The organism is Pseudomonas luteola NBRC 103146, assembly GCF_002091675.1.
In the GTDB taxonomy this organism is placed as follows: domain Bacteria; phylum Pseudomonadota; class Gammaproteobacteria; order Pseudomonadales; family Pseudomonadaceae; genus Chryseomonas; species Chryseomonas luteola.
The window spans coordinates 151132-175961 of sequence record NZ_BDAE01000004.1; the positions used below are offsets into that span (position 1 = coordinate 151132).

23 protein-coding genes are annotated in these 24830 nt (G+C 56.4%); 10 read left to right on the forward strand and 13 right to left on the reverse strand.

Annotated elements, in window-relative coordinates; all coding sequences use genetic code 11:
* Window positions 1-11: 11 nt before the first annotated feature.
* The gene (locus tag PLU01S_RS07450) at window positions 12-1343 is read left to right on the forward strand and encodes a DUF58 domain-containing protein (protein WP_074824707.1); all 1332 of its coding nucleotides are present in this window, start codon (window positions 12-14) and stop codon (window positions 1341-1343) included.
* Between the two features lie 24 nt (window positions 1344-1367).
* Here PLU01S_RS07450 and PLU01S_RS07455 read toward each other — a convergent pair whose 3' ends face one another.
* Both PLU01S_RS07455 and PLU01S_RS07460 read right to left on the reverse strand, forming a co-directional pair.
* Window positions 1368-1727: a PilZ domain-containing protein gene (locus tag PLU01S_RS07455; RefSeq protein ID WP_010795259.1), complete on the reverse strand. Its 360-nt coding sequence runs from the start codon at window positions 1725-1727 to the stop codon at window positions 1368-1370.
* A gap of 92 nt (window positions 1728-1819) precedes the next feature.
* Window positions 1820-2209: a tetratricopeptide repeat protein gene (locus PLU01S_RS07460; protein WP_010795260.1), complete on the reverse strand. Its 390-nt coding sequence runs from the start codon at window positions 2207-2209 to the stop codon at window positions 1820-1822.
* A 227-nt stretch (window positions 2210-2436) separates the two neighbouring features.
* Here PLU01S_RS07460 and pyk point away from each other — a divergent pair, with 227 nt between their 5' ends.
* Window positions 2437-3888, forward strand: a complete 1452-nt coding sequence (pyk, locus tag PLU01S_RS07470) for a pyruvate kinase (protein WP_010795261.1) — start codon at window positions 2437-2439, stop codon at window positions 3886-3888.
* Window positions 3889-3930: 42 nt separating this feature from the next.
* On the opposite strand, the gene PLU01S_RS07475 is transcribed toward pyk, so the two are convergent.
* Entirely contained in the window at window positions 3931-4869 is a 939-nt protein-coding gene (locus PLU01S_RS07475; RefSeq protein WP_074824712.1) for an iron-sulfur-binding ferredoxin reductase, read from the reverse strand.
* A 1-nt stretch (window position 4870) separates the two neighbouring features.
* Window positions 4871-5980, reverse strand: a complete 1110-nt coding sequence (locus tag PLU01S_RS07480; protein WP_083397864.1) for a GGDEF domain-containing protein — start codon at window positions 5978-5980, stop codon at window positions 4871-4873.
* A gap of 303 nt (window positions 5981-6283) precedes the next feature.
* Between PLU01S_RS07480 and PLU01S_RS07485 the strand changes: the two genes are divergently transcribed.
* Window positions 6284-7807: a fumarate hydratase gene (locus tag PLU01S_RS07485; protein ID WP_010795264.1), complete on the forward strand. Its 1524-nt coding sequence runs from the start codon at window positions 6284-6286 to the stop codon at window positions 7805-7807.
* Window positions 7808-7868: 61 nt separating this feature from the next.
* Here the strand turns inward: PLU01S_RS07485 and PLU01S_RS07490 are convergent, their stop codons facing one another.
* The 6 genes from PLU01S_RS07490 to PLU01S_RS07515 form a co-directional block, all read right to left on the reverse strand.
* Entirely contained in the window at window positions 7869-8453 is a 585-nt protein-coding gene (locus PLU01S_RS07490; protein ID WP_010795265.1) for a DJ-1/PfpI family protein, read from the reverse strand.
* Window positions 8454-8549: 96 nt separating this feature from the next.
* Window positions 8550-9827 (reverse strand): acyltransferase family protein, encoded by a 1278-nt coding sequence (locus tag PLU01S_RS07495; RefSeq protein WP_074824716.1) that lies wholly within the window; start codon window positions 9825-9827, stop codon window positions 8550-8552.
* Window positions 9828-9892: 65 nt separating this feature from the next.
* Window positions 9893-11053: a phospholipase D-like domain-containing protein gene (locus PLU01S_RS07500; RefSeq protein ID WP_074824725.1), complete on the reverse strand. Its 1161-nt coding sequence runs from the start codon at window positions 11051-11053 to the stop codon at window positions 9893-9895.
* A gap of 26 nt (window positions 11054-11079) precedes the next feature.
* Entirely contained in the window at window positions 11080-11664 is a 585-nt protein-coding gene (locus tag PLU01S_RS07505; RefSeq protein WP_010795268.1) for a YceI family protein, read from the reverse strand.
* Window positions 11665-11863: 199 nt separating this feature from the next.
* Complete coding sequence (locus PLU01S_RS07510) at window positions 11864-14029, reverse strand: putative bifunctional diguanylate cyclase/phosphodiesterase (RefSeq protein WP_376738956.1); 2166 nt, start codon at window positions 14027-14029, stop codon at window positions 11864-11866.
* A 173-nt stretch (window positions 14030-14202) separates the two neighbouring features.
* Window positions 14203-14883 carry a YiaD family glycine zipper/OmpA-like lipoprotein gene (locus tag PLU01S_RS07515; protein ID WP_074824728.1) on the reverse strand — a complete coding sequence of 227 codons (681 nt, stop codon included), beginning with the start codon at window positions 14881-14883 and terminating at the stop codon, window positions 14203-14205.
* A gap of 361 nt (window positions 14884-15244) precedes the next feature.
* Between PLU01S_RS07515 and PLU01S_RS07520 the strand changes: the two genes are divergently transcribed.
* From PLU01S_RS07520 to PLU01S_RS07530, 3 genes are read left to right on the forward strand one after another with little or no spacing between them, the layout of a single operon-like run.
* Window positions 15245-15541 (forward strand): ArsR/SmtB family transcription factor, encoded by a 297-nt coding sequence (locus tag PLU01S_RS07520; RefSeq protein ID WP_010795272.1) that lies wholly within the window; start codon window positions 15245-15247, stop codon window positions 15539-15541.
* Window positions 15542-15569: 28 nt separating this feature from the next.
* Window positions 15570-16733 (forward strand): MFS transporter, encoded by a 1164-nt coding sequence (locus PLU01S_RS07525; protein ID WP_074824730.1) that lies wholly within the window; start codon window positions 15570-15572, stop codon window positions 16731-16733.
* 21 nt (window positions 16734-16754) lie between these two features.
* The gene (locus PLU01S_RS07530) at window positions 16755-17804 is read left to right on the forward strand and encodes an alkene reductase (RefSeq protein WP_074824732.1); all 1050 of its coding nucleotides are present in this window, start codon (window positions 16755-16757) and stop codon (window positions 17802-17804) included.
* 45 nt (window positions 17805-17849) lie between these two features.
* Here PLU01S_RS07530 and PLU01S_RS07535 read toward each other — a convergent pair whose 3' ends face one another.
* The 3 genes from PLU01S_RS07535 to PLU01S_RS07545 all read right to left on the reverse strand — a co-directional run bounded on the left by PLU01S_RS07535 (window position 17850) and on the right by PLU01S_RS07545 (window position 20718).
* A complete protein-coding gene (locus tag PLU01S_RS07535) occupies window positions 17850-18761 on the reverse strand; it encodes an ATPase (protein WP_074824733.1) in 912 nt (303 codons plus the stop codon).
* 100 nt (window positions 18762-18861) lie between these two features.
* The gene (locus tag PLU01S_RS07540) at window positions 18862-19815 is read right to left on the reverse strand and encodes an NAD-dependent epimerase/dehydratase family protein (RefSeq protein ID WP_074824734.1); all 954 of its coding nucleotides are present in this window, start codon (window positions 19813-19815) and stop codon (window positions 18862-18864) included.
* Between the two features lie 12 nt (window positions 19816-19827).
* A complete protein-coding gene (locus PLU01S_RS07545; protein ID WP_074824738.1) occupies window positions 19828-20718 on the reverse strand; it encodes a LysR family transcriptional regulator ArgP in 891 nt (296 codons plus the stop codon).
* 87 nt (window positions 20719-20805) lie between these two features.
* Between PLU01S_RS07545 and PLU01S_RS07550 the strand changes: the two genes are divergently transcribed.
* The 4 genes from PLU01S_RS07550 (at window position 20806) to PLU01S_RS07565 (ending at window position 24768) form a co-directional block, all read left to right on the forward strand.
* A complete protein-coding gene (locus PLU01S_RS07550; RefSeq protein ID WP_074824740.1) occupies window positions 20806-21204 on the forward strand; it encodes an ACT domain-containing protein in 399 nt (132 codons plus the stop codon).
* A 1-nt stretch (window position 21205) separates the two neighbouring features.
* Window positions 21206-21808 (forward strand): LysE/ArgO family amino acid transporter, encoded by a 603-nt coding sequence (locus PLU01S_RS07555; RefSeq protein ID WP_074824742.1) that lies wholly within the window; start codon window positions 21206-21208, stop codon window positions 21806-21808.
* Window positions 21809-21967: 159 nt separating this feature from the next.
* On the forward strand, window positions 21968-22549 hold the full coding sequence (locus tag PLU01S_RS07560) for a superoxide dismutase (protein WP_010795280.1): 582 nt from the start codon (window positions 21968-21970) through the stop codon (window positions 22547-22549).
* A 152-nt stretch (window positions 22550-22701) separates the two neighbouring features.
* Entirely contained in the window at window positions 22702-24768 is a 2067-nt protein-coding gene (locus PLU01S_RS07565) for a putative bifunctional diguanylate cyclase/phosphodiesterase (RefSeq protein ID WP_074824746.1), read from the forward strand.
* Window positions 24769-24830: the final 62 nt, after the last annotated feature.

A 24830-nucleotide genomic window follows, 5' to 3' on the forward strand; every position in this document is an offset into this window, starting at 1 on the left:
TTCGCGCCTTTATGAAGCCCTCCAGACGTTTTCTGCTGATCCTGACCGGACTGCTTGGGATAGCACTGTTCCTCGGTACGCTCGAGGCGCTGGGCCTCTCCGTGGCTGACACGCTACATGCTGTCTGGTGGGGCGCTTTGCTGGCGCTTTTGCTGATAGCCGGGGGCGATGCTGTCAGTGCCTATCGACGAGCCCCTCCCATTCTGAAGCGTACGCTACCCGGGCAGTTATCATTGGGACGCTGGAGCGACGTTCAGCTTACGCTGCATCATTCCTATCCCCGCGAATGCTGCGTCACGCTGTTCGACCATATCCCCGCCTCCATGGCCCACGAGCATCTACCGTTGGAGATGACTCTAAAGCCCGGCCAGCAGACCGAGGCGCACTACCGGATCAGGCCTCTGGAGCGAGGGCATATCCGCTTTCCGGCCTGTGATTGTATCCTGCCCAGCCCACTGGGATTCTGGCAGCGCCGTTACCGGCTGGAGCACCCTGGAGACGCACGGGTCTACCCGGACTTTGCCCGCCTTTATAGCTCATCGCCTCTGGCAGGCGAGCAATGGCTGGGTCAACTGGGTGTCAGGCAGAAACCTCGACGAGGCCTGGGGCTCGAGTTCCATCAGCTGCGAGAGTTTCGCCAGGGCGATACGTTGCGGCAGATGGACTGGAAAGCCACGGCACGCAAGAAAATGCCCATCGCCCGCGAATATCAGGAGGAACGGGACCAGCAGATCCTGCTGCTCCTGGACTGCGGCAGGCGTATGCGTAGCCAGGACGGTGAGCTGTCGCATTTCGACCAGGCTCTGGATGCGTGCCTGCTTCTGGCCCACGTTGCCCTTCGCCAGGGCGATGCCGTAGGTATCAGCACCTTTGCTCATGAGCAACCACGGCACGTGGCGCCTGCCAAAGGCCATGGGCAGCTGGGCCGACTGCTCAATGCCGTCTATGACCTCAAGCCTACACTGACCCCTGCCGATTACAGTTCAGCCGCCCAGCAGCTTCTCAGCCGCCAGCGTCGCCGTGCACTGATCGTTCTGGTCACCAACCTGCGTGATGAAGATGACGATGATCTAAGGCTTGCCCTTGGCCATCTCGGTCGCCAGCACCGCATGCTGATTGCCAGCCTGCGTGAAGATATCCTGGATACGAAGATGCAGCAGGTGATAGAAACCTACGAGGATGCGCTGGAATATTGTGGGGCCATGGATTACCGCCAGGCCAGGGAGTCGCTGCACGAGCGCCTGTCGGCCCAAGGTGTTGCGCTCATCGATACACGTCCGGCCGCCCTAGGCCCTGAACTGGTCAATCAGTATCTCACCTGGAAACGTGCCGGAACCCTCTGACTAAGCCTTGCAGCGTTCGTCTGCCTAAACGGACTGCTGCATGGGGTGAAAGCTGAAATAGTTACGCAGCGATTCCACCAGCTCGGTGAACTCATGCGGTGGCGCCGAGATCGAGAAGCCTGAATCGTAATATCCTGGCGTTACGTCTTCCCGGCTCCACTGACAGTTGGCATCGAAGTCAATGAAGTGCAACTGCCCGTCCTGACCCGGCACCTTCAAACGCAATTCGAATCTGGCCCCAACCAGCAGCGGTAGCTGGCTAATGAGCAACATCCCGTCCAGGGAAATATTACCCAGATAGCCCATGGGCCTGTCAGTGAAACGATTGAACACCTTCAGAAAGTACGGTAACTGATGGCGCTCGATATGACGATTCTGTTTCATGGACCCATCCCGGAAGTCATTGCAGTCTGATGCCGCTCCAGTCGGCACCCATCAGACCACAAGCATAACCAGAAGCATGCGAAAGGGCATCTTTACTTGGCCAGCACCGGCTTGAGCGGCTGCGGCTGAACGATTACCGGTCTGGAACCATCGAGCCCCAGCTGGGTGAGCGTATCGATTCTGGCCCGAGCCCGGTACGCATACTCGCTGCTGGGGTAACGCCTCTCGATGAAGCGATAGGTTTCCACCGCATCGACATACAAACGCTGCCGCTCAAGGCATTGACCACGCAGCATGGAAATCTCCGGCTGAACCCACGGGCGAGCCCGGCTCTTGCGTTCGGCCTGGGACAGCTCCAGCATGACTTGATCGCAGTCACCTTCAGTATAGGCATCGTAAGCCTTGTCCATATGACGATTCATGGACGCACCCGTACAGCCGGCCAGCGACACGACGACGAGCGAAAATAAGATATGACGCATGATTGATCCTCCGTTGCCGGGTTATCGGCAGGCTCGTCCAGGCCTGAAGCGCAGCTCACCGGTTAATTCAAGCATTACTTTTTCAGGATTGCTGCACGGAGATGAAACCTTTCATGTGCCTGGACGCTCAGCAAGGCTACAATGCACAGTAGCCTTTGAAGCCAAACGTCAGATTCGGCCCGTTTCATTGCCGATCACGGTTGAAACCATCTGAAAGGAAAACCTGAATGATTTATCGCCGTACCAAAATCGTTGCCACCCTTGGCCCAGCCAGCAATTCGCCTGAGGTGCTCGAGCAGCTCATCATTGCCGGTATCGATGTGGCCCGCCTGAACTTTTCTCACGGAACCCCGGATGAACACCGTGCACGGGGTCAGCTGGTACGCGAACTGGCTGCCAAGCATGGCCGCCATGTGGCCTTGCTGGGCGATCTTCAGGGGCCCAAGATCCGTATCGCCAAATTCACTGACAAGCGCATCCAGCTCAAGGAAGGCGACACCTTCCGTCTGTCCACGGCCCATCCACGTGATGCCGGTACCCAGGAGGTCGTTGGTATCGACTATCCGGGCCTCGTGACCGATTGCCATGTCGGCGATGAGCTGCTGCTCGATGACGGCCGCGTGGTACTACGCGTCGAAGGCGTAACGGCCAATGAACTGCATACCGTCGTTTTGATCGGCGGCCCGCTGTCGGACCACAAGGGCATCAACCGTCGCGGCGGCGGTCTGACCGCACCGGCCCTGACCGACAAGGATCGCGAAGACATCAAGCTTGCCAGCTCCATGGAAGTGGACTATCTGGCGGTGTCCTTCCCACGTGATGCGGCAGATATGCATGAAGCCCGTCGCCTGCTGGAAGAAGCCGGTGGCAAGGCCTGGCTGGTGGCCAAGATCGAGCGCGCCGAAGCTGTAGCCAATGACGAAGCACTGGACGGTCTGATTCAGGCCAGTGACGCAGTCATGGTGGCCCGTGGTGACCTGGGCGTCGAGATCGGCGATGCCGAACTCGTAGGCATCCAGAAACGCATCATTTCCCATGCGCGCCGCTTCAACAAAGCGGTTATCACGGCTACGCAAATGATGGAGTCGATGATTACCAACCCGATGCCGACACGCGCCGAAGTGTCTGACGTTGCCAACGCCGTACTCGACAACACCGACGCCGTGATGCTGTCCGCCGAGACGGCTGCCGGTGCGTACCCGGTTGAGGCCGTCAAGGCGATGGCCCGCATCTGTATCGGTGCAGAAAAGCAGCCTACCAGCAAGCTGTCCAGCCATCGCCTGGGGCAAACCTTTACCCGTTGGGACGAAAGTATCGCGCTGGCGTCCATCTATGTGGCTAACCACTTCCCGGGCGTGAAGGCCATCATCAGCCTGACCGACAGCGGTTATACCCCGTTGATCATGTCTCGCCTACGATCCTCCGTTCCAATCTTCTCGTTTGCTTCATCCCGCATAACACAGGCGCGCACCGTACTATTCCGCAACGTCTATACCATTCCGTTCGATCCCAAGTCGATGCCGGCTGACAAAGTCAGCCAGAATGCCGTAGACGAACTGCTCAAGCGCGGCATTGTGGAGCGTGGCGATTGGGTCATCCTGACCAAGGGCGACAGCTACACCAAGCGTGACGGCACCAACACCATGAAGATGTACCGTGTCGGTGATCTGCTCGTCTGATTATTGCTCACAAAAAAGCCGCCTTCGGGCGGCTTTTTAATGCTAGAGAGCCTTGGACACAAAGGTCTCTGTCAGCAGTTGTCCCCGCGGAAGCCCTGCCATGAATAATCGACGAGACACAGCCTCAACAAATGCCGGACTGCCACAAGCCAGCGCGACCGTACGCCGACTGGATAGCCGCAACGCCTTGAGCCACGGCTCCCACCCCTTTTCATCCAAGTACTCGACATTCAGAGTGCGTTGCTCGGCGGCCAATCTATCCAATGCTGGCCTCAAGTAATGCCCAGACGCCTCACGCGCGCGGTGTACTACCGTGATCGGCCCAGCATGCTCCTGATCCAGCGCTTCACGAAGAATGCCCCAAAGTGGCGCCAATCCTGAGCCGGAGCCCAGCAGCAGCAACGGAGAATCGGGTTGTTCCGCCGGATAGTGCAGCGCACTGGGATTTAATACACCCAGGCACAATTGATCACCTGGTTTCATTCGGCGTGCGGCAGTGCTGAACTGGCCCGGACGGCTGCAATCGATGTGAAACTCAAGCCAAGGTGCCTCGCCAGGCAAACTGGCTATGGAATAGGAGCGAGCAATACCGTTGAGCCAGAGCACTACGGACTGCCCCGGTCGATAACGTACATACCGCTCCGGCTGCATACGTAGGCGAACCACATCTGCACTTAGCCAATCGACAGCCGTCAGCGTCGCAGGAATCCCATCTTCCTCAGGGTTGAAGATCGATACCCGAACATCACCTACAATACGGCACTGGCAGGCCAGCCGCCATCCTTCGGCCCGCCGTTCAGGAGGCAGCGCTTCCGGCTGCGCGTCTGCAACATGCCCCTCAAGACACCGAACCAGACATGCATGGCAACTGCCCGCCCGACAGCTGAAAGGCACTGCCAGGCCTACGTCGAGCAGGCTGTCGAGCAGAGTGCGATCCGACTCGACTGTCCAGACCGATGCTCCTACCTCAAGCTTAGGCACGTCAGCTCTCCCATGAAACCTCACAGCGATTACGCCCATTACGCTTGGCACGATACAACGCCTGATCAGCCAGCAGTAACGACTCTTCAAGGGTACGTCCGGTCATGATGAGGCTCATGCCGATCGAAACGGTCAGGGTGCCCAGATCAGCGTGCTCGAAAACCGTCCTTGAAAAGGCTTCACGTAAACGCTCACAGCAGACTACCAGCTGCTGCGGATCGCTAAAGGGCAGCAGGAGGACGAACTCTTCTCCGCCATAACGCGCCAGGACGTCCTGCTCTCGCAAGCAGGCCTCGCCTACCTCGGCAAACGTTTTAAGCACCAGATCGCCTATTCCGTGCCCAAACTGATCATTGATCTGCTTGAAAAAATCCATGTCGATCAATGCCAGCCCGTGCATTCGGCCATGCCCCAACCGATGAAGCGCCTCACTGGCTATTTGCAGAAAATAACGGCGATTACGCAGCCCCGTCAGCTCGTCCGTAATCACCTGAGCTTCCAACTGACGCATCACATGGCGCAGGTTGTCCTGATGCCGCTCCAGATCGTCCCGCCGAGCGTTGAGCTGGTAGCGGATACGGTGGTGGTAGCGAGCAAACAGCACCATGGAAACCAGAACAATGGCTAATATGATGCTCTGGACAATCATCATTCTGACGGTCCGGCTGTCCTGTGGCTCAAGGTTTATCCATAAGCACAACCCTACATAGGCACCGTAGGCCAGCAGCGCACAGCGTACAAACGCCCCCAGTCGTATCTGAAAAATACCCAGCATCAATACGAGTACATAAGACACCAGAAAGGTACCGCGCAAATGCACGATATGGGTCAGGGAATACGTCAGAAACAGAATCGAGACGATAATATAGGGCTCAAGCGGCAAGGCCTTCAGATGCTTGCCACCGGCCCAGACAATCACCCCCGTCATCACGGCGACTCCCGCCAGAAAGCCCAGCGTGTCGGCAAAAAAAGAGCTGATCGAAAATGAATAGAACCCCGCAGCCGTAGATAACAGCAGCGGAAGCAACGCCAGCACAACCACGGCTAGAGGCAATACCTGATGACCAATGACAAACGCATTGATGCTGCGCGTGACAGTAAGATCCCGCATGGTGACGACACCTGATCCATGGCATAGCAATTAGCCAGCAGTTTACCCTGTTTCTGTGACGTATTTCCTTATCAGCTGGTCGGCTTCGCTCAAGCGTCTCATAGCGCTATACTGCCCCGCCTTTGTCGTGTCGGCTACACCCTAGACGTGGTGTCTGGACTTCTTTTCTCAGTGTTGGAAGCCGGACCTGCGCGCCCGGACGCTGCTTTTCGTGATCAGACGACTTTCGCCTGCTTCCAAAACGACGCCACGGACGAGACACGAGAACCGCGCAGTACTGATAGCCTAATAAGGAGCGCGTACATGACCGTGATCAAGCAGGATGACCTGATCCAGAGCGTTGCTGATGCCCTGCAGTTCATCTCCTATTACCATCCCGTGGATTTCATCCAGGCCATGCATGAGGCCTACCTGCGTGAGGAATCCCCTGCCGCACGCGACTCCATGGCCCAGATCCTGATCAACTCGCGCATGTGTGCGACCGGCCACCGTCCGATCTGCCAGGACACGGGTATCGTGACCGTATTCGTCAAGGTTGGCATGGACGTGCGCTGGGACGGCGCCACAATGAGCCTGGACGACATGATCAACGAAGGCGTTCGCCGCGCCTATAACCTGCCGGAAAACGTCCTGCGTGCATCCATCCTGGCCGACCCGGCCGGTGCGCGCAAAAACACCAAGGACAACACCCCAGCTGTCATCCACTACAGCATCGTTCCTGGTGACAAGGTTGAGGTTGATGTTGCAGCCAAGGGCGGCGGCTCCGAAAACAAGTCCAAGATGGCCATGCTCAACCCGTCCGACTCTATCGTCGACTGGGTTTTGAAAACCGTTCCGACCATGGGTGCAGGCTGGTGCCCGCCCGGCATGCTGGGTATCGGCATCGGTGGTACGGCCGAAAAGGCAGCGGTTCTGGCCAAGGAATCGCTCATGGAGGAAATCGATATCCATGAGCTGAAAGCCCGCGGCCCGCAGAACCGTATCGAAGAGCTGCGCCTGGAGCTATTCGAAAAGGTCAACCAGCTGGGTATTGGCGCTCAGGGCCTGGGCGGCTTGACCACAGTCCTGGACGTCAAGATCAAGGACTATCCGACTCACGCGGCCTCGCTGCCGGTGTGCATGATTCCGAACTGTGCAGCGACACGCCATGCCCATTTCATTCTGGATGGCTCTGGCCCCGCTGCCCTGGAAGCTCCGCCGCTGGATGCCTATCCGGAAATTGTCTGGGAAGCCGGCCCTTCTGCACGTCGCGTCAACCTGGATACGGTAACCCCGGAAGAAGTATTGACCTGGAAACCAGGCGAGACCTTGTTGCTCAACGGCAAGATGCTGACCGGCCGCGATGCTGCGCATAAGCGCATGGTCGATATGTTGAACAAGGGCGAGACGCTCCCCGTAGACCTCAAGGGTCGCTTCATTTACTACGTTGGCCCGGTCGACCCGGTTGGCGACGAAGTCGTAGGTCCGGCAGGCCCCACCACGGCTACCCGCATGGACAAGTTCACCCGTCAGATTCTTGAGCAAACGGGTCTACTCGGCATGATCGGCAAATCCGAGCGCGGCCCAATCGCCATTGAAGCGATCAAGGACAACAAGGCGGTTTACCTTATGGCAGTAGGCGGTGCAGCGTATCTGGTGGCCCAGGCGATCAAGGCCTCCAAGACCCTGGCCTTCCCGGAGCTGGGCATGGAAGCGATCTACGAGTTCGAGGTCAAGGACATGCCGGTCACCGTTGCGGTCGATAGCAATGGTGAGTCCGTGCATAACACCGGCCCGCAAATCTGGCAGAAGAAAATCGCTGAAAGTCTGGCGGTTGAAGTCTCCTAAGCCTTTAGGATGAACAATAAAGCCCGGTAAATCCGGGCTTTATTGCATCTGCACCACTGACTCAAGGCTCGATACGTGTACCGAGCACCTCCAGAAACTTGCGCAACCACTCCACATGAGCGGTCCACACCGGACCGGTTACCAGCTTACCGCTGACATGAGCACCGTCCATGGGTAATTCAATATAGGTCCCACCGCCCCCTTTGACATCAGGCGCACACGCCGGATAGGCATTGCACTCAACGCCATCCCTGAGCACGCCGGCCGCTGCCAGGATCAGGGGGCCATGACACAGTGCAGCAACGGGCTTGTCAGCCTTGAAAAATCCCCTTACCAGCTCAAGCACCTGTTCGTTGACGCGCAAATACTCGGGTGCCCGCCCTCCAGGAATGACCAGAGCGTCATAGTCGTCTACACGTGCCTTGGCAAAGTCCCCATTGAGCGTAAAACGATGGCCCGGCTTTTCACTGTAGGTCTGCTCACCTGTGAAGTCATGAATGGCGGTTTGCACAGTATCGCCGGGTGCCTTGCCTGGACAGACAGCATCCACCTGGTGTCCGGCAATCTGTAGCGCCTGGAAAGGCACCATCACTTCATAGTCTTCGATGAAGTCACCTACCAGCATGAGAATTTTCTTTGCCGCCATAGCAGTCTCCTTCCAAAGGTGGGTTCGACTGTTCTTCGAGCAGAGGGTCCACCCGCAGTTCCCTGGCAGACCCGGCGCCTGAAAGTTTCCTGTGCGCTATGTAGGCAGTTGCCTGGTCTTTTCTACCTTGGGCAACAAATGCCTGATCAACCATCGCCGGGTAGGTGCCACGGCCTGCTCCTGGAAAATCACACAGATGAAAATCACAAACAGCAGGAAGAGTCCGTAAACCTCGATGGCGTTCTCTACGTGACCGGCAGCCTCGATACACGCGCTCCAGTTGCTAAAGCACAGCGGGAAGTCACCCATAATCCATTTCTCGAGCGTCATGAACAGTCCTGACAATGGCACATGCAGTGCGAACATGGACAGTGACGCCGCACCCAGCCGAGGCGACCAGTGTTTAAGCCATTCGCTCTTTGGTTCCTGCGCCAATGCGCTGAGATAGACCAGTATCAATTGAGACGGCAGTAACAGACCGTTATGAAGCAAGAAGTACCAGAATTTAGGGCCATGGGTAAACAGCGCGGTGGCCACTGCAAAACTCAATAGCAGATAGCCGGTCATCACCAGGCGGATGGTCCGGCTTGGCTGCGCGCCTCGCTCACTTTGCTGACGGAAGAGGCCATACGCCACGATGCCAGCCAGAAACTCCGGCAGGCGCAGCAGCGGGACTCGTTGTAGCAAGCCGGTATACGGCATACCGTAATCCTGGTTCCAGATCACCAGAACAGGAGGAATCAGGTAGCACAGGCCTATGATGGCAAGCACACCCCATTTGTTGCGCGCACGCATCAGGCGCGGCGCCGCATAGGGAAAGACCAGATAAAAAAAGAATAACGCCGAGATGGACCAGAGCGGCGCATTGAAGGTGAGGTAGTAGGGATTCCAGGCCTGCAGCATCGTAATCTGCAGCAGCCCATTGAATGCAAGCTCCAGATTGGTCATGTAGTGCTGGAACAGTTCCGGATTGGTTCGGGCCAGCACCTCGTTGGTGTCGTAAACCACGAACCGGACGCTGGCCTTGGCTCCATCAGGCGGTATGGCCATGAAGCCGATCCAGGTTACGACGACTATGGAAAACAGCAGCGCGAAAATATGGATAGGATACAGATTGGAGAATCGCTTAACCCAGAAACTCTTGGCAGGCTCTCGCATCTGGTTATCAGTGAGATAGACATGCGCCAGCAGGAACCCGGAAAGTACAAAGAAGGTGCTGGTCGCAAAAAAACCCATACTGGTCAGTTCGTCCAGCAACGGAACGGTTTTGCGTTCGGGATAAAAATGAATGGTGTGGTAGATGACCACATAAAGACCCATCAGGAAGCGAAGCCACTCAAGCCCAATGAATCGTTGTTTTTCTATTTTGAGCATTACGCTCACTCCTTACTGCAAGGCGCGTAGTGTATCGCTTTAAAAAAATGCAATGCTTGCTTTACTCAAGACTTACGCTTGCTCACAACGGTCAGCACCAGACGGTCCAGCGTACCCCAGAGACGCTCACGCAGGCGTTTCCACCAAGGGCGGTTGCGCCAATCCTTTAGCGTGATTTCGCGGCTTTGCTGGAAGTCCGCTAGAAAGCACTCACTGACGGCCTGACTCAGCGTCGGGTCAATGGCTTCCAGGTTGGCGTCAAGGTTGAACCGAAGATTCCAGTAATCAAAATTGCATGAGCCTACGCTGACCCAGTCATCGACCTGAACCATCTTGAGGTGGGAAAACCGCGGCTGATATTCATAGATCTTCACGCCTGCCCGGAGCAAGCGCGGATAATAGCGCTGCCCGGCAAAACGGACGGGGGGATTATCCGTATGCCGGCCCGTCAGAATCAGCCTCACGTCGACGCCTCGCTGAGCGGCCTTGCGCAAGGCTCGCCTGACCCGCCACGACGGTAGAAAATATGGCGTAGCAAACCAGATACGCTTCTTGGCAACAATCAGGGCTCGAACCAGGGACAGTACAATGTCCCGATGCTGGCGAGCATCAGCATAGGCCACCCGCCCAAGACCCGAAGTTGCCTGCGGCGGTCTTGGAACCAGAATACGACCACGGCTGGCCTCGGGCTTCCAAGCATGCCGCTGATGGCAGGCTTGCCATTGGCGCTGGAACAGGCTCATCCAGTCGGACACCAACGGCCCGCGTATGCTCACCATCACTTCATGCCACTGGCAAAGCTCCTCCCCTGGCGTCCAGAAGTCATTGGTTGCCCCGCTTCCACCCACAAAGGCCTGCGACTCGTCCACAATCAGGAGCTTGCGATGGTCACGGTACAAGTTGCGCCAGCCACGCCAGAGGCCTACCGGATTATAGATACGTACCTGACCGCCTGCTTCGCTCAACTGGGTCCGGTGCATGTCGTCCATCTTGAGCGTACCAAAACCATCGAAAAGACAACGCACCTGTATTCCCCGATGCGCCGCCTCAATCAAGGCCTCCATCAGGGCAGTTGCACACGAGCCCTTTTCTACCAGATAGAGTTCGATGTCGATGCTATACCGGGCTTTGGATATGGCTTCCAGCATGGCAGGAAAAAAACACCCGCCATCAACCAGCAGCTCATATTCATTTTGTTCGCGCCATGGATACACCGCACCTGGCATGATGACGCTCCTGAAAAGCCCGCCACTCAGGTAGGGGTAGGCACGTGGCGAAGGGTTAACAGCACAGAAACGGGCACCTCAGGTGTAATCGAGGGGACACTGGCTATTTCCTTGAGCTTGTCCAGCCCTTCCAACAGGCTGAAGTCAATCGCCTTGATCAACACCGGCTGCAAAGTACTGACCTGAACCAATGTTTCCCCGATTCGGGTAACCGAAACATCCGCTTTCAAGCGCTGCTTCTGGCCGTTGATTTCAAGCTCGAAGTCCAGCTTTTCCTGGCGAATGCTTCCTACCGGCATTTGCTCCCAGGTAGGCAGATCGATCTGACTGGTAATGACCGCTTCCGGATACTGATCTGCCTTGAACAGAGTTTCTCTCATCCGCTCGGTTTGTAGCGCCAGGGTGTTGTCCAGTGACTCGTATGGAAGCGCCAATCGAGCACTACCATGCTGATCGATCACGCCCGTTACGGTGGAAAAAAATTGAACGTCAGCCATGTTGCCGCGCTTCACGGTTACAAAGCTGACACGAGAGTAGCTTGACTCAACCTGCCAATCCGCGAAGACAAAAGGACTGAAGGCCACTGTGAGGGCTAGGATAAATGCGCGCATGAGCTCTCCTGAGAGTTTGCCCGGCTCACCAGGACCTTGCCGCACAGTATTGACATGAGCCTCTTGCGAGCGCCTTCTATCCAAAAGACTGAGCAGCGATAGACCCGACCGGACCTGATCCAATCACGGTATGGCTTATACGGCACCCATCACAACGGCGAGTTCCCTGCCCACATGAGGAGTGTGAGCAAGGACACTTCTATAGCGAGTAGTCGGGACGACGACTGCTCCAGTCCACGCGATCAGGAAAATGCTGGGTCACATCGGAATTGAGCGGCTTGGAAACCAGAAAGCCCTGCATGATCTCGCAACCGTGCTCAAGCAACCACTCCCGCTGTTCCAGTGTTTCGACACCCTCTGCCACGACCTCAAGCCCCAGGTTACGTCCCAGCTCAAGAATAGTGCTGACGATCGCAGCATCGCGTGGCGAGTCGAGCATATTGGCAATGAACAACTGGTCGATCTTCAAGGTATCGAGCTCGAAGTGACGCAGGTAGGCCAGTGAAGAATACCCCGTACCAAAATCATCCACGGCTGTTCGAACACCAAGCGCGCGCAGTTGTGCCAGTTGAGCACGGGTGTAATCAATGTCATGCATCAGAGCCGTCTCGGTTACCTCAATCTCGAGCTGATCGGGTCGCAAACCATAACTGTCGATGATCTGCCGAAGGCTTTCAGCCAACTGCGGCATGCCGAACTGGACAGGACTCAAATTGATGCTCAGCAAAAGCCCGTTGCCGTAGACTTCGGACAGGCTTTGCAGCTTCATAGCGCCTTCGCGAAAGATCCAATCACCGATGCGATTGATCAGCCGAGTCTCTTCCAGCAGCGGGATAAAGACGTTCGGTGAAACCTTGCCCGCCACGTTGTGCTCCCACCGCAACAAGGCCTCAAAGCCGCGCAGCTTGCCGTTTTTCAGGTATACCTGAGGCTGATAAGCCAGCACGAAATCCTTGTTATCGATGGCATTGCGGACGCTCTCCTCCAACATGAGGCGCGAGCGTGCACGGCCATTCATCTCCGGCGAGAAGAAGCGGTATTGCTGGCGTCCACCCCGCTTGGCTTCATACATGGCGATATCGGCCGAGCGCAGCAATCCGTCGACACTATGACCACACTCGGGATAGCTCGCGATCCCAATGCTTGCGCCCAAGCTGACCTCTACACCGTCAACAGTGTGCGTTTTAGTCATCAGCTCAAGCAGCTTTTCGGCGACCCGGGCGGCATCCTCGGGATGATCCAGGGTATCAAGCAATGCGGTGAATTCGTCACCGCCCATACGCGCCAGTACATCGTAAGGACGCATACAGGTTTTAAGCTGTTCGGCAATCATGCACAACACACGGTCGCCAGCCTCATGACCAAGCGAGTCGTTCACCTTCTTGAAGCCATCCAGATCAATGTAGAGAACGGCCATGCGCTTGCCGTTACGCCCCGTACGAGCCAGTGCTGCCTCCAGGGTCTGGTTGAAGCCCCGCCGGTTGAGCAAACCGGTCAAGGCATCGGTAACCGCCTGCGATTCCAGTTGATCCTGCAGCTCGCGCATCATGGACATGTCGAGTGCAATCATCACCATGGCGCGCTGCATCCGCGGCAGGGGCGCACAGGAAAGAGTCACCGGCAATATGCCGCCTCGGGATGTGCACAGACTGGCATCATGCAGGCGATAGGTTTCACGTCTTTCATAGTGCTCCATGAACGTCGAGTCGGCCCAGCTATCCCCTAAATCAGGATTGCTCAAGTGAGCCATGAACTCGGAATTCACGAGATCGCTGATATGACGCTTGAGCATGCGGGCAATCGCCGCATTGGCAAATGTGATCAGGCCATGCTCATTAACGACCAGAATGCCTTCTGCCGCATTATCGAGCAGGGAGTCACTGAATGCCTTGGCAAGCTCCAGCTGCTGACTCAGCTGCAGGAGTTCGCGACGATTGCGCTCATGTTCGAGAAGGGAGCGCACCTTGTGCCGCAGAATGTTGGGATCGACCGGCTTGAGCAGGTAATCCACCGCACCGGTAGCATAGCCTCGTAGAACAGCCTCGTAAGAGTGAGCCTCGGCAGAGACGAATATGATTGGTGTAAAGCGGGTGCGCAGATTGCCGCGTATCATCCGAGCGACTTCGAAGCCGTCCATGATGGGCATTTGCACATCCAGCAGTACGAGATCTATAGGCTCATCGAGCAAGTATCTCAAGGCACGCTCACCCGAGTTGGCGGTCAAGACACGCCAGTCCTCTATTTCAAGCAGTGCCTGCATGGCCATGAGGTTTTCTACCCGGTCATCGACAACGAGCAGTACAGGCCCCTGATTGATACTAGGAACTGGACTTTCCGTGTCGCCTCCTTTCAGTTCGTACTGCACTGAATACAACTCCTCCCTTCGAGCACTCGGCAAGGCTCTACTGCATGCCACTAATAGAACCGAGGTTTGGCGATAAGGTTATTATCCAGAACAACAAAAATACAGCGCCATTTTCTTGACCAAACCGTGACGCTACCAGATTCCGCTAAACGGTAGCATCACGGAGGGTGCATTTACTGGGTCACTGCACCAGGCAACGGCCTTAGATTGACCTCGACACGACGGTTCTGAGCACGACCATCAGCGGTCGCATTGGTCGCGATCGGTTGATCCGGCCCGGCACCACGCGTACTAACACGTGAAGCATCGACACCCTGAGCGACGAGGTAGTTCGCTACACTCTGGGCACGTCGATTGGACAGATCCATGTTGTGCGCACGGCTACCTGTACTATCGGTATAGCCCACAATTTCGACACTGTTCTGATCGAACTGCTTAAAGGATGTCGCCAGATCGTTTAACGGCTTGTAGAAATTGCCAGCGATATCGGCCGAATCCGTTGCAAACGTGATGTTGCCCGGCATGATCAGCTTGATGTCATCACCCTGGCGCTGTACTTCTACGCCAGTGTTCTGCATTTGACGACGCAGCTCGGCTTCCTGACGATCCGCATAGTAACCATAGCCCGCTGCCGCTGCGCCTACCGCCGCTGCGCCAATCAAAGCGCCCTTGCCACGATGGTTATGATCGATGGCTGCGCCGGCGACAGCACCCGCCAATGCGCCCAGGCCGCCATAGGTCGCGGTACGGGATCCGCCACTACCGCCTTGGTTTTCGTAAGGACTACTGGATGCACACCCTGCAAGTAGCGCACCGGCCAGTGCCAGAATCAAAGGACGCTTCATAGACGCCATGAACTTCTCCAACTTCTAACGGACCTGTGAAAACAGCTCTTTTCACAGAAAGAATAGCCATGAGCAGTCATGCTTTCGCATGAAAGTCCTAATGAACCCATGGCGAAAGAGCGGTTTACCGGTATCAGGACGAATAATCAATTCGCTTCAGCGAAACGGCTGAACGACCGCACAAGACTAGTCGATAAACGTGCCCCTCTCTGGACGAAACCGCTAAACGGTAGTGTACGACCAGATGCCGACGCACCTTCTTGAACAATCAGCGTATCTGCATCAGACATTAGGTAGCTAAACAACATTGTATATCGTGTCATTTCGATATAAGGTTCGCCTTATCCCGATAAACCGATATGTGAACATTATGGATATCGATGATCTGATCAAGGCGATAGCCAGCCCCGTCCGACGAGACATTCTGGCCTGGCTGCGTGAACCGGAAAAACACTTCATCCAACAGGACCACCCGTTGGAGATTGGCGTGTGCGCAGGCCTTATCGATCAGAAAACGGGACTTTCCCAATCCACAGTCTCGGCTCATCTAGCCACGCTTCAGCGTGCCGGCCTCGTTACAACCCGGCGTGTTGGCCAATGGGTCTTCTACAAGCGTAACGAAGCAGTGATCAATGCCTTCGTCGAGCAGCTGGGCCGAGAGCTCTGATTTTTCCGCCTTACCATAGAGAGATGCGATGCCCGCTTCATTGTTAGTGCTGGCGCTTAGCGCCTTTGCCATCGGCACCACCGAGTTTGTGATCATGGGGCTTTTGCCCAATGTAGCTAATGACCTTCATGTCAGCATCCCATCAGCTGGCTGGCTCGTCAGTGGGTATGCATTAGGTGTTGCAATCGGTGCGCCCTTCATGGCGATGGTGACGGCCAACTGGCCACGCAAGATGGCCCTGCTCGTGCTGATGGGCATCTTTATCATTGGCAATGTGCTCTGCGCCTTAGCCGGAGACTACAACGTCCTGATGCTGGCTCGCGTCATCACGGCGCTCTGCCACGGCGCATTCTTTGGTATCGGCTCGGTGGTAGCGGCCAGTCTGGTGCCAGCGAACCGCCGGGCCTCTGCCGTCGCGCTCATGTTCACAGGCCTTACGCTGGCGAACGTTCTTGGCGTACCGCTAGGTACAGCACTAGGACAGGCAACCGGTTGGCGTTCAACCTTTGCGGCCGTATCCCTCATCGGTGTCCTCGCGCTGGCAGGTCTCTGGCTTGTTCTGCCCGGCAAGGCGCCACAGGAAAAAACCGACCTGCGCCGTGAGTTGGCGGCGCTGAAGGGGGCCGGTTTCTGGCTGTCCCTCTCGATGACAGTGATGTTCTCTGCCTCGATGTTTGCCCTCTTCACCTACATCACACCGCTGCTTACTGATGTAACAGGTCTGTCAGAGTATGGCGTAACCAGCACGCTGCTATTGATCGGTGTAGGCCTTACCCTCGGCAACATCCTGGGTGGACGCCTTGCAGACTGGCGTCTGTCCACAACGCTCATAGGTATCTTCATCGCGATGGCCGTCGTGTCATCCCTTTTGGCCTGGACCAGTCATAGCATGGTCGCTACCGAGATCACCCTGTTCCTGTGGGCAGCCTGCGCCTTTGCAGCGGTTCCCGCACTTCAAATCAACGTGGTCACCTTTGGCAAGGACGCACCCAACCTCGTTTCCACCTTGAACATTGGCGCTTTCAACGTCGGCAACGCGCTGGGCGCCTGGGTGGGAGGAAGCGTTATCGCCCATGGACTGGGCCTGACCAGCGTTCCGCTGGCTGCCGGGGGACTGGCCCTGATTGCCTTGATTCTGACCCTGTTGACCTTTAGCCATGCCCGGAAAAGCGGCTTGGCTGTCAGCCAATGATTCACCTACGGAGTCGTTACCATGCCCAACCTGTTTGATCCGATCAAAATCGGCGCACTGGAATTGCCGAACCGCTTCGTTATGGCACCGCTGACCCGTTGTCGCGCAGATGATAATCGCGTCCCTACCGACCTTATGGCCGAGTACTACGCGCAGCGTGCGTCGGCTGGTCTGATTTTAAGCGAGGCCACCTCCGTCGATCCAATGGGCGTGGGTTATCCAAATACCCCGGGCATCTGGTCCGACGAACAAGTGGAGGGCTGGAAAAAGATCACTTCAGCCGTGCACAAGTCAGGCGGTCGCATCATGCTGCAACTCTGGCACGTAGGTCGTATTTCCGCACCGCTTTACCTCCAGGGCGAAAAGCCGGTGGCTCCAAGCGCCATCGCCGCCAACGGTCATGTGAGCCTGGTCCGTCCCAAGCAGGAATACGTCGTCCCGCGCGCCCTGGAAACCAAAGAGATTGCCGGTATCGTCGAGGCTTACCGCAAGGGTGCCGAGAACGCCAGAAAAGCGGGTTTCGATGGCGTAGAAGTTCACGGAGCCAATGGCTATCTGCTAGACCAGTTTCTGCAAACCAGCACCAACCAGCGTACCGATCAATATGGTGGCTCCATTGAAAACCGGGCTCGCCTGATGCTTGAAGTGACCGATGCCTGTATCGATGTCTGGGGCGCCGATCGTGTAGGCGTTCACCTTTCGCCTCGGTGTGACTTGCATGACATGGGCGACGAAAATCCGGCCGAGACCTTCGGCTATCTGGCCCGTGAACTGGGCAAGCGCGGCATTGCCTTTATCTGCGCCCGTGAGGCTGAAGCTGATGACAGCCTTAGTCCACAACTTAAGGACGCTTTTGGCGGCGTTTTTATCGCCAATGAACGCTTCACCCATGACAGCGCCAATGCCTGGCTGGAAAGTGGAACCGCCGACGCTGTGGCGTTTGGTGTTCCGTTTATCGCCAACCCTGACCTGCCGGAGCGCTTTGCCCGTCAGGCCATGTTGAACGAGCCTCACCCGGAAACCTTCTACGTGCCTAGCCCTGTAGGTTATATCGATTACCCTCGGCTGTAATAAAAAAAGCCCCGCTCTGGCGGGGCTTTTCATGTCTGAAGAATGTCAGCGGCGGGTGTTAATCTGCTGCTGAAGGTTCTGCAGCTGGGTCTGAATCGTACTGATATTGCGCACGGTCTGGGCCCTGAACGCATCGAACGAAGCGGAATCCGGTCCACTGTTGTTGCTACGTGAGTCCAGCTCACTGCGCAGTACAAGAAGATCCTGCTGCAGATTTTCGATAGCACCAGAAGGGTCGCCCCGTTTCTTGAGCGCGGCGATATCTGCCTGCAAACTCTTGTTTTGCGCCGTGAGCGAATCGATCTGATCACTGAAACGTTTCAAATCCCCTTGCGCCGCTTTCAGGCCAGCCTGCTCATCAGCCAACGCCGCTACGCGGCCATTCAGATCTGAGGCGTTGCCCTGCTGCGTCTTGAAGTCAGCGGCCAGCTGGTCGATTCGCTTGTCCAGGGCACTTTGCGCATCCACTGCCGCCTGTTGCTGGCGGGCTACGTCTGCTACCTTGGTCTCGATATTTTTCAGCCGCAACAACAAGGACTCTCGACTGGACGTCCCATTTGACTCGCTGGCAACCAGCTTGCCCGAGATATCCTGAAGCCGACCGGCAGCTTCCTCACTGATTCGTGCAAAGTTCTCCTGGGTCGCGACGACCTGCTCCTGCATGAGCTGAATTTGCTGATGGCTCCACCAACCCAGCCCCGCCAACGCAATGATCATGGCCGCAATCAATGCCCATAGAGGACCTGTGCTCGGAACGCGGGCCGGTTTGGCTCCACGCGAAGCCCGTAATGGCTCTTGGGGATTAGCCGCGACATGGGCCTCGACTTCCCGCCCCTGTTCCACAGGCGCATGGCGATGATGCCGACCGTGGCTGGCATGCCCAAAGTCTTCGCTAAGGTCCTTATCAGGCGTCAGGCTGGGTACATTGTCGAGTTCATCAAATGAATCGTTTCGCATGGCGGACCTTCATTGGTGAAAAAAGCATGAGCCGACAGGCACGGGGCTTGCTCTCAAAAAGCTAGTATACAAATGCCATCACAGCGCTGGCAGTCTGGCGTTATCGCCTTGCGGAGCGGTTTTCAATATATTCATCCAAAGCTTTCCAGACCGTGGTCTGGGGTTGAAAACCCAGGATATCGCAGGCCCGATTGATATCCAGTGTAAAATTGCGATCCATCAGGTATAGAGGATCGGGTTCACGTTCTTTTCTGGCGGATTTGATTGCAGCAAGCATATCTTGCAGCAGAACCTTTGGCTGAATGCGAGCCGTGGCCTGCCCCAGAACCGGTAGTTTCAGACGGCGCATAAGATAATTCACCACGTCCCATACCGGCTGAGATTGCCCCTCGCTCAAGTTGAAAGCCTTGTTCAGCGCGTCTGGGTGCTCGGTCATAAGTGCAACACCCAAGGCTGTGCAAAGGCTGTTCATGCTGGTGAAGTCCCAGCGATTGAGACCGTTACCCAATTGACGCAGACGTTTTTGACGGTTGAGCTGAACAAGCTTTGGCGCCCAAGCGTTATCAGGCAGCCCAATAATCTGGGCAGGGCGCAACACAATGACGTCCAACCCGAACTCTGCTGCTGTAAAAACCAGGCGCTCGATCTGCAAGCGCCGCTGCGCCTCGACTGTCCGCGGCTCGGCAGGTACGGCATCCTCCTTGAGCGCCTCCCCTCCCGCTTCGTAAACATGGCTGGAAGATAGATAGACCAGGCGCGAGACCCGCATATGCAGGCAGGCCTCGATAAAGGAAAAACTGGCGTCCATGGCCTGCGCCGAAAGATCGCCTACGCCATCGGTACAATGTGCAACGGCATCGATATCATCACACAGGCGCCGCGCCTGCTCCGTGTCGGTCAGGGTCCCCGGGATATATTCAGCGCCCTGCTTTACCAAGGCATCGAGCATAGCTCCCGGCTGACCGTGAATACGCACCAAATGCTTGTCCGCCAATAGATCCAGGGCGAGGCGTGCACCAATGTAGTCACTCGCGCCCGTCACCAGAATTCGCATCAGATCTCCCCGTCAAGTCGCTACCAGCCAACAGGCTGCCTGGCTCTCCAGATGTCGAGTCAAGGCCGTCAGCAAATCACCACCGTTACGCCAGGAATGCCAGTACAGCGGCACATCGATCACCTGCCCCGGCACCAGATCAATTAATTCGCCTCGCTCGCGCTCCGCCTGGGTTTGCAGCTCGGGAAGCAACCCCCAGCCAAGCCCGTTGGCGACCATTTTCACGAAGCCCTCCGAAGAAGGACATAGATGATGATCGAAATGACCAGTAAAGCCCAGCCGTGCCAGGAAATGATGCTGAAGCTGATCATCCGGCCCATAGACGACTGCAGGCACCTGAGCGAGGCGCTCAGCCGTTACGTCCTCGGACAAGTAATGTGCATGAAAGGCGGGGCTGGCGACTGCCCGGTAACGCATGGCGCCCAGCAATACCGCCCGGGCACCGGCGACCGGACGTGCACTGGCACAGACGCAGGCGGCTACCTCCCCGGCCTGCATACGCTTGAGTCCCACCTCCTGATCCTCGACAACCAGATCCAGCAGGATCCCCTGTCTGGTACAGAAGGGGCCGATACTGGCCGCCCACCAAGTAGCCAGACTGTCGGCATTGATGGCGACCCGCAAACGCTCCACCGTCCTGGCTTCATCAAGCCCCGGCACCTGACTATGGAGGTCGCGTTCAAGCAATCGCACCTGCTGAACATGGTTTAGAAGCCTTTGCCCTACATCAGTAGAGGTGGGTGGCGATGTACGCACAATGACAGGCTGCCCAATGCGGGCTTCCAGCAGCTTGATTCGCTGTGAGACGGCAGATTGGGACAATCCCAGTACATGTGCCGCGCGCTCAAAACCGCCCTGCTCTACGACAGCGGCAAGCGCAGCCAAAAGTTTATAATCAAACATCAGTTTTCCTAATGACTGATCAGCACTATTTGTTTTTCTTATACATGCTTTCTCTCCAGACTGGCCATCCCTTTCTGGAGAACACTGATGTCTCACGCCATTCATGATCTTTCGCTTTTGCTGAGCCAAATGCAGCCTGTGCTCAATCCAGGCCAATACGTGTTTTGTTCGTTACATGAACAGACGTTGCCTCAGGACGTAATCCCCTTGGCAACCTTCAGGGAGCAGGAAGGCCTGACCGTTGTCCTGACCAGGCAAGATGCTGACCGCCTGGCGCTCTCCTATACCTACGTAGCTGCCTGGATTACCCTGAACGTTCACTCCGCACTGGAGGCTGTTGGTTTGACTGCCGCGTTTTCGAACGCCTTGGCACAGCAGGGCATCAGCTGCAATGTAGTCGCCGGCTTTTACCATGATCACCTCTTCGTCGCAGAGGCGGACCAAGCACGCGCCATGGCTGCCCTACTCACGCTGGCGGGCCAATAAGATGTGGCAGAGCTATCTGACAGGACTCATGACCATGGGCGGTCTGATCATAGCCATCGGTGCGCAGAACACATTCATCCTTGCCCAAGGATTGCGCAGGGAACATCACCTGCCTGTGGCCGCGCTTTGTCTGTTCTTCGATATCAGCCTGGTAACCATTGGCGTGTTTGGCCTGGCCACCTTACTGGCCGGGAATGCCTGGCTAATGAGCACCTTCAAATGGGCTGGTATTATCTTTCTGATCTATTACAGCGCCTGCGCCTACAGACGAGCACTCACATCACAGTCACTGCATAGCGCAGCGGCGGCACCCCGCTCATTGGGCAAGACGCTAGGCATTGCACTGGCCGTTACGCTCCTGAATCCTCATGTTTATCTGGATACCGTTCTGGTTCTCGGAGCATTAGGCAACCAGCAACCGGCACCACTGGCTTTTACGGTCGGTGCAGGCTGCGCGTCTGCTCTCTGGTTCTTCACATTGGCAATCGGCTCGGCGCAGCTGGCACCCTACCTGACCCGACCGCGCGTATGGCGCATGATCGATATGGCGATTGGAACCGTCATGCTGATCACGGCCATACAGCTCATCCTTTACAAGCCATAAGACCTTCTGTCGGGTTTGTTACATGGCGAGCTAACGAAGCGAGTGCTATGATCCCCCGCCGCGGTATTGAGCCTAATGCCTTACCGCAGGTTAGACCGGCGCCTGATCGGTCGACCATTGCCGTGCAATGCCCTGACGAAACATTATGGAGAGATAACCATGGCTTTCGAATTGCCGCCGCTGCCCTATGAGAAGAACGCCCTCGAGCCGCATATTTCCGCCGAGACGCTGGAGTTCCATCACGGCAAGCACCACCAGACCTATGTCACCGCACTGAACAACCTGGTGCCCGGCACTGAGTACGAAGGCAAAAGCCTGGAAGACATCATCAAGACGTCCTCTGGCGCCATCTTCAACAACGCTGCCCAGGTATGGAACCACACGTTCTACTGGAACTGCATGACGCCTAACGGTGGCGGCCAGCCTACGGGCGCCCTGGCAGATGCCATCGCAACGGCATTTGGTTCCTTTGACAAATTCAAGGAAGAGCTGACCAAGACGGCCATCGGCACATTTGGTTCCGGCTGGGCCTGGCTGGTCAAGAAGGCGGATGGTTCCCTGGCGCTGGCCAGCACCATCGGTGCTGGCAACCCCATCACTTCGGGTGATAAGCCCTTGCTGACCATCGACGTGTGGGAACATGCCTACTACATCGATTATCGCAACCTGCGTCCAAAGTACCTCGAGTCCTTCTGGAACACGGTGAATTGGGACTTCGTAGCGAAAAACTTCGCCGCCTGATCCTGGTATCTCTCGACAAAACCCGGCTTTTCGCCGGGTTTTGTTTTTAAGTCATGCCTACTTTTGCGAAGAGACAGCTAGACTCGGTTATTACACATTTCATCCTGTAGTAGACATAGGATGGCAAAGCCATCCATGGAAAGGAGCACGGAGTGAAACTGAGCATTCGGCATAGCCTGTCGTTGAAGCTGCTGCTTGTAGCATTACCAACGGCCTTGCTCGTCGGACTGCTGTTAGGCATCGTACAGATTGCCTATGAGGCCAGACAGGTACGTGATCAGATTCAGACGGACGCACGCCAGACGCTGTCCATGTTCAGGGACCCTGCCACCCAGGCCATGTATCGCCTGGATGACACCATGGCCGAGCATGTTACCCGTGGCTTGTTCAAGCATCCCTCCATTCGTGAGGCTTACATTGGCACTCCCGGCGAGCAGCCCTTATCAGAGCACGCTCGCCCACTGCTCAGCGGCTCGACACGCCTGCTTACTGATAGGCTCTTTGACAAAGAGCAGCGCTTCAGCATCCGTCTTACAGGCGAGCCACCGGTTGAAGAGTATTATGGCGACTTGCGCATCGCTGTGGACACAGCCCCTTACGGGCAGAAATTTTTAAAGAACTCAGCCTTTATTCTCGTCTCGTTACTGGTTCGCGTCCTGATTCTGGTGCTGGCGCTTTATCTGGTCTATCACTGGGTTCTGACGCGCCCCCTTTCCCGACTGCTCAACCATCTGGCGGCGATCAAACCCGGTCTGCCAGGCCACAAACCTCTCCCCCTCCTCAAAGGACATGAGCAGAACGAACTGGGCCGCTGGATAAACACTGCCAACCAGCTACTTGCCTCGATCGAGCAAAACACAGCGCTTCGTGAAGAGGCCATCAGCAACCTTCAACGGATCAGTCAGCATGACCTGCTGACCGGCCTTTCCAATCGACAAGCCTTTCATGGTCAGCTTGAGTGGACCCTTTCCGAGGCGGATCGACAAAACCTGAGCGTAGCCGTGCTGTGCCTGGGCCTTGATGATTTCAAAAGCATTAACGAGCAATACGGTTATCAGGTAGGCGACAGGCTTCTGCTCAAACTGGTAACCCGGCTGCGGGCGGGCTGCCCGGGAGTAGACGGTTTTGGGCGGCTGGGAGGGGATCGCTTTGCGCTCATCAAACTGATCAGGCAACCCGACGAAGCCGCTGAACTGGCCCATGCTGCTCTGGATGCACTCGATTCGCCATTCAGTGTCGAACAGTATCAAGCCCACCTGAGCGCTTCGATCGGCATCACGCTATATCCGGAGGATGGCCAGACCGCCGACCAGTTGATGCAGCGTGCCGAGCAGACGATGGCCCTGGTAAAAACCCAGGGTCATAGCGGCTACAAGTTCTACGTGGCCAGTGTGGATCAGGACATCCGCTTCAGGCGCGGGTTGGCAAAGGACCTTCGTGAAGCCCTGAGACGCCAGGAGCTTTATCTGGTCTACCAACCTCAGATTGACTATGCGAGCCAACGGATCAGTGGAGTGGAAGCCCTATTGCGCTGGAATCATCCTGCCCACGGATTCATTCCACCCGATGTATTCATTCCCCTGGCCGAGCGCACTGGCAGCATCGTAGCTCTCGGAGAATGGGTGCTTGAGCAGGCCTGCAGTCAACTGCATACCTGGTACGCAAGCGGTTACACCTCCCTACGCATGGCCATCAACCTGTCAGCTGTGCAGCTACAACAGGAAAATCTGCCTGCGTTTATACAATCGCTCCTGTTACGCCACGGGATTCCGCCCAAGCGGCTGGAGCTTGAGGTTACTGAAACGGCACTGATGGAAGATGTGGACACTGCCGTGCAAACGCTGCGTCGTCTCAGAGAAGTCGGCGCGCTGATAGCACTGGATGATTTCGGCACCGGTTATAGCTCTCTGGCTTATCTGAAGCGACTGCCTCTGGACAAAATCAAGATCGACAAGAGTTTCGTGCAGGATCTGAGCGACGAAAAAGACGACGCTCCCCTAGTACGCGCCATCATCCAACTGGGCAAAAGCCTCAACAAAGAGCTTATCGCCGAAGGTGTGGAAACCGACCTGCAGGAGGCCTACATTGTGGAGCAAGGCTGTGACGAGGGTCAGGGTTACTTCTACAGCAGGCCAATTCCCGCCGATCAGATCCCCGCGTTTATCGAGGCGCGTACTCAAGGCCTGCCTATTTCACGGGTTATGCCAGTAAAGCACTGACCCCTGGCGAAAAGGGTTTTCAAAAATGAAAATCTTTCGCATTATTATCCGGCTTTTCTCCA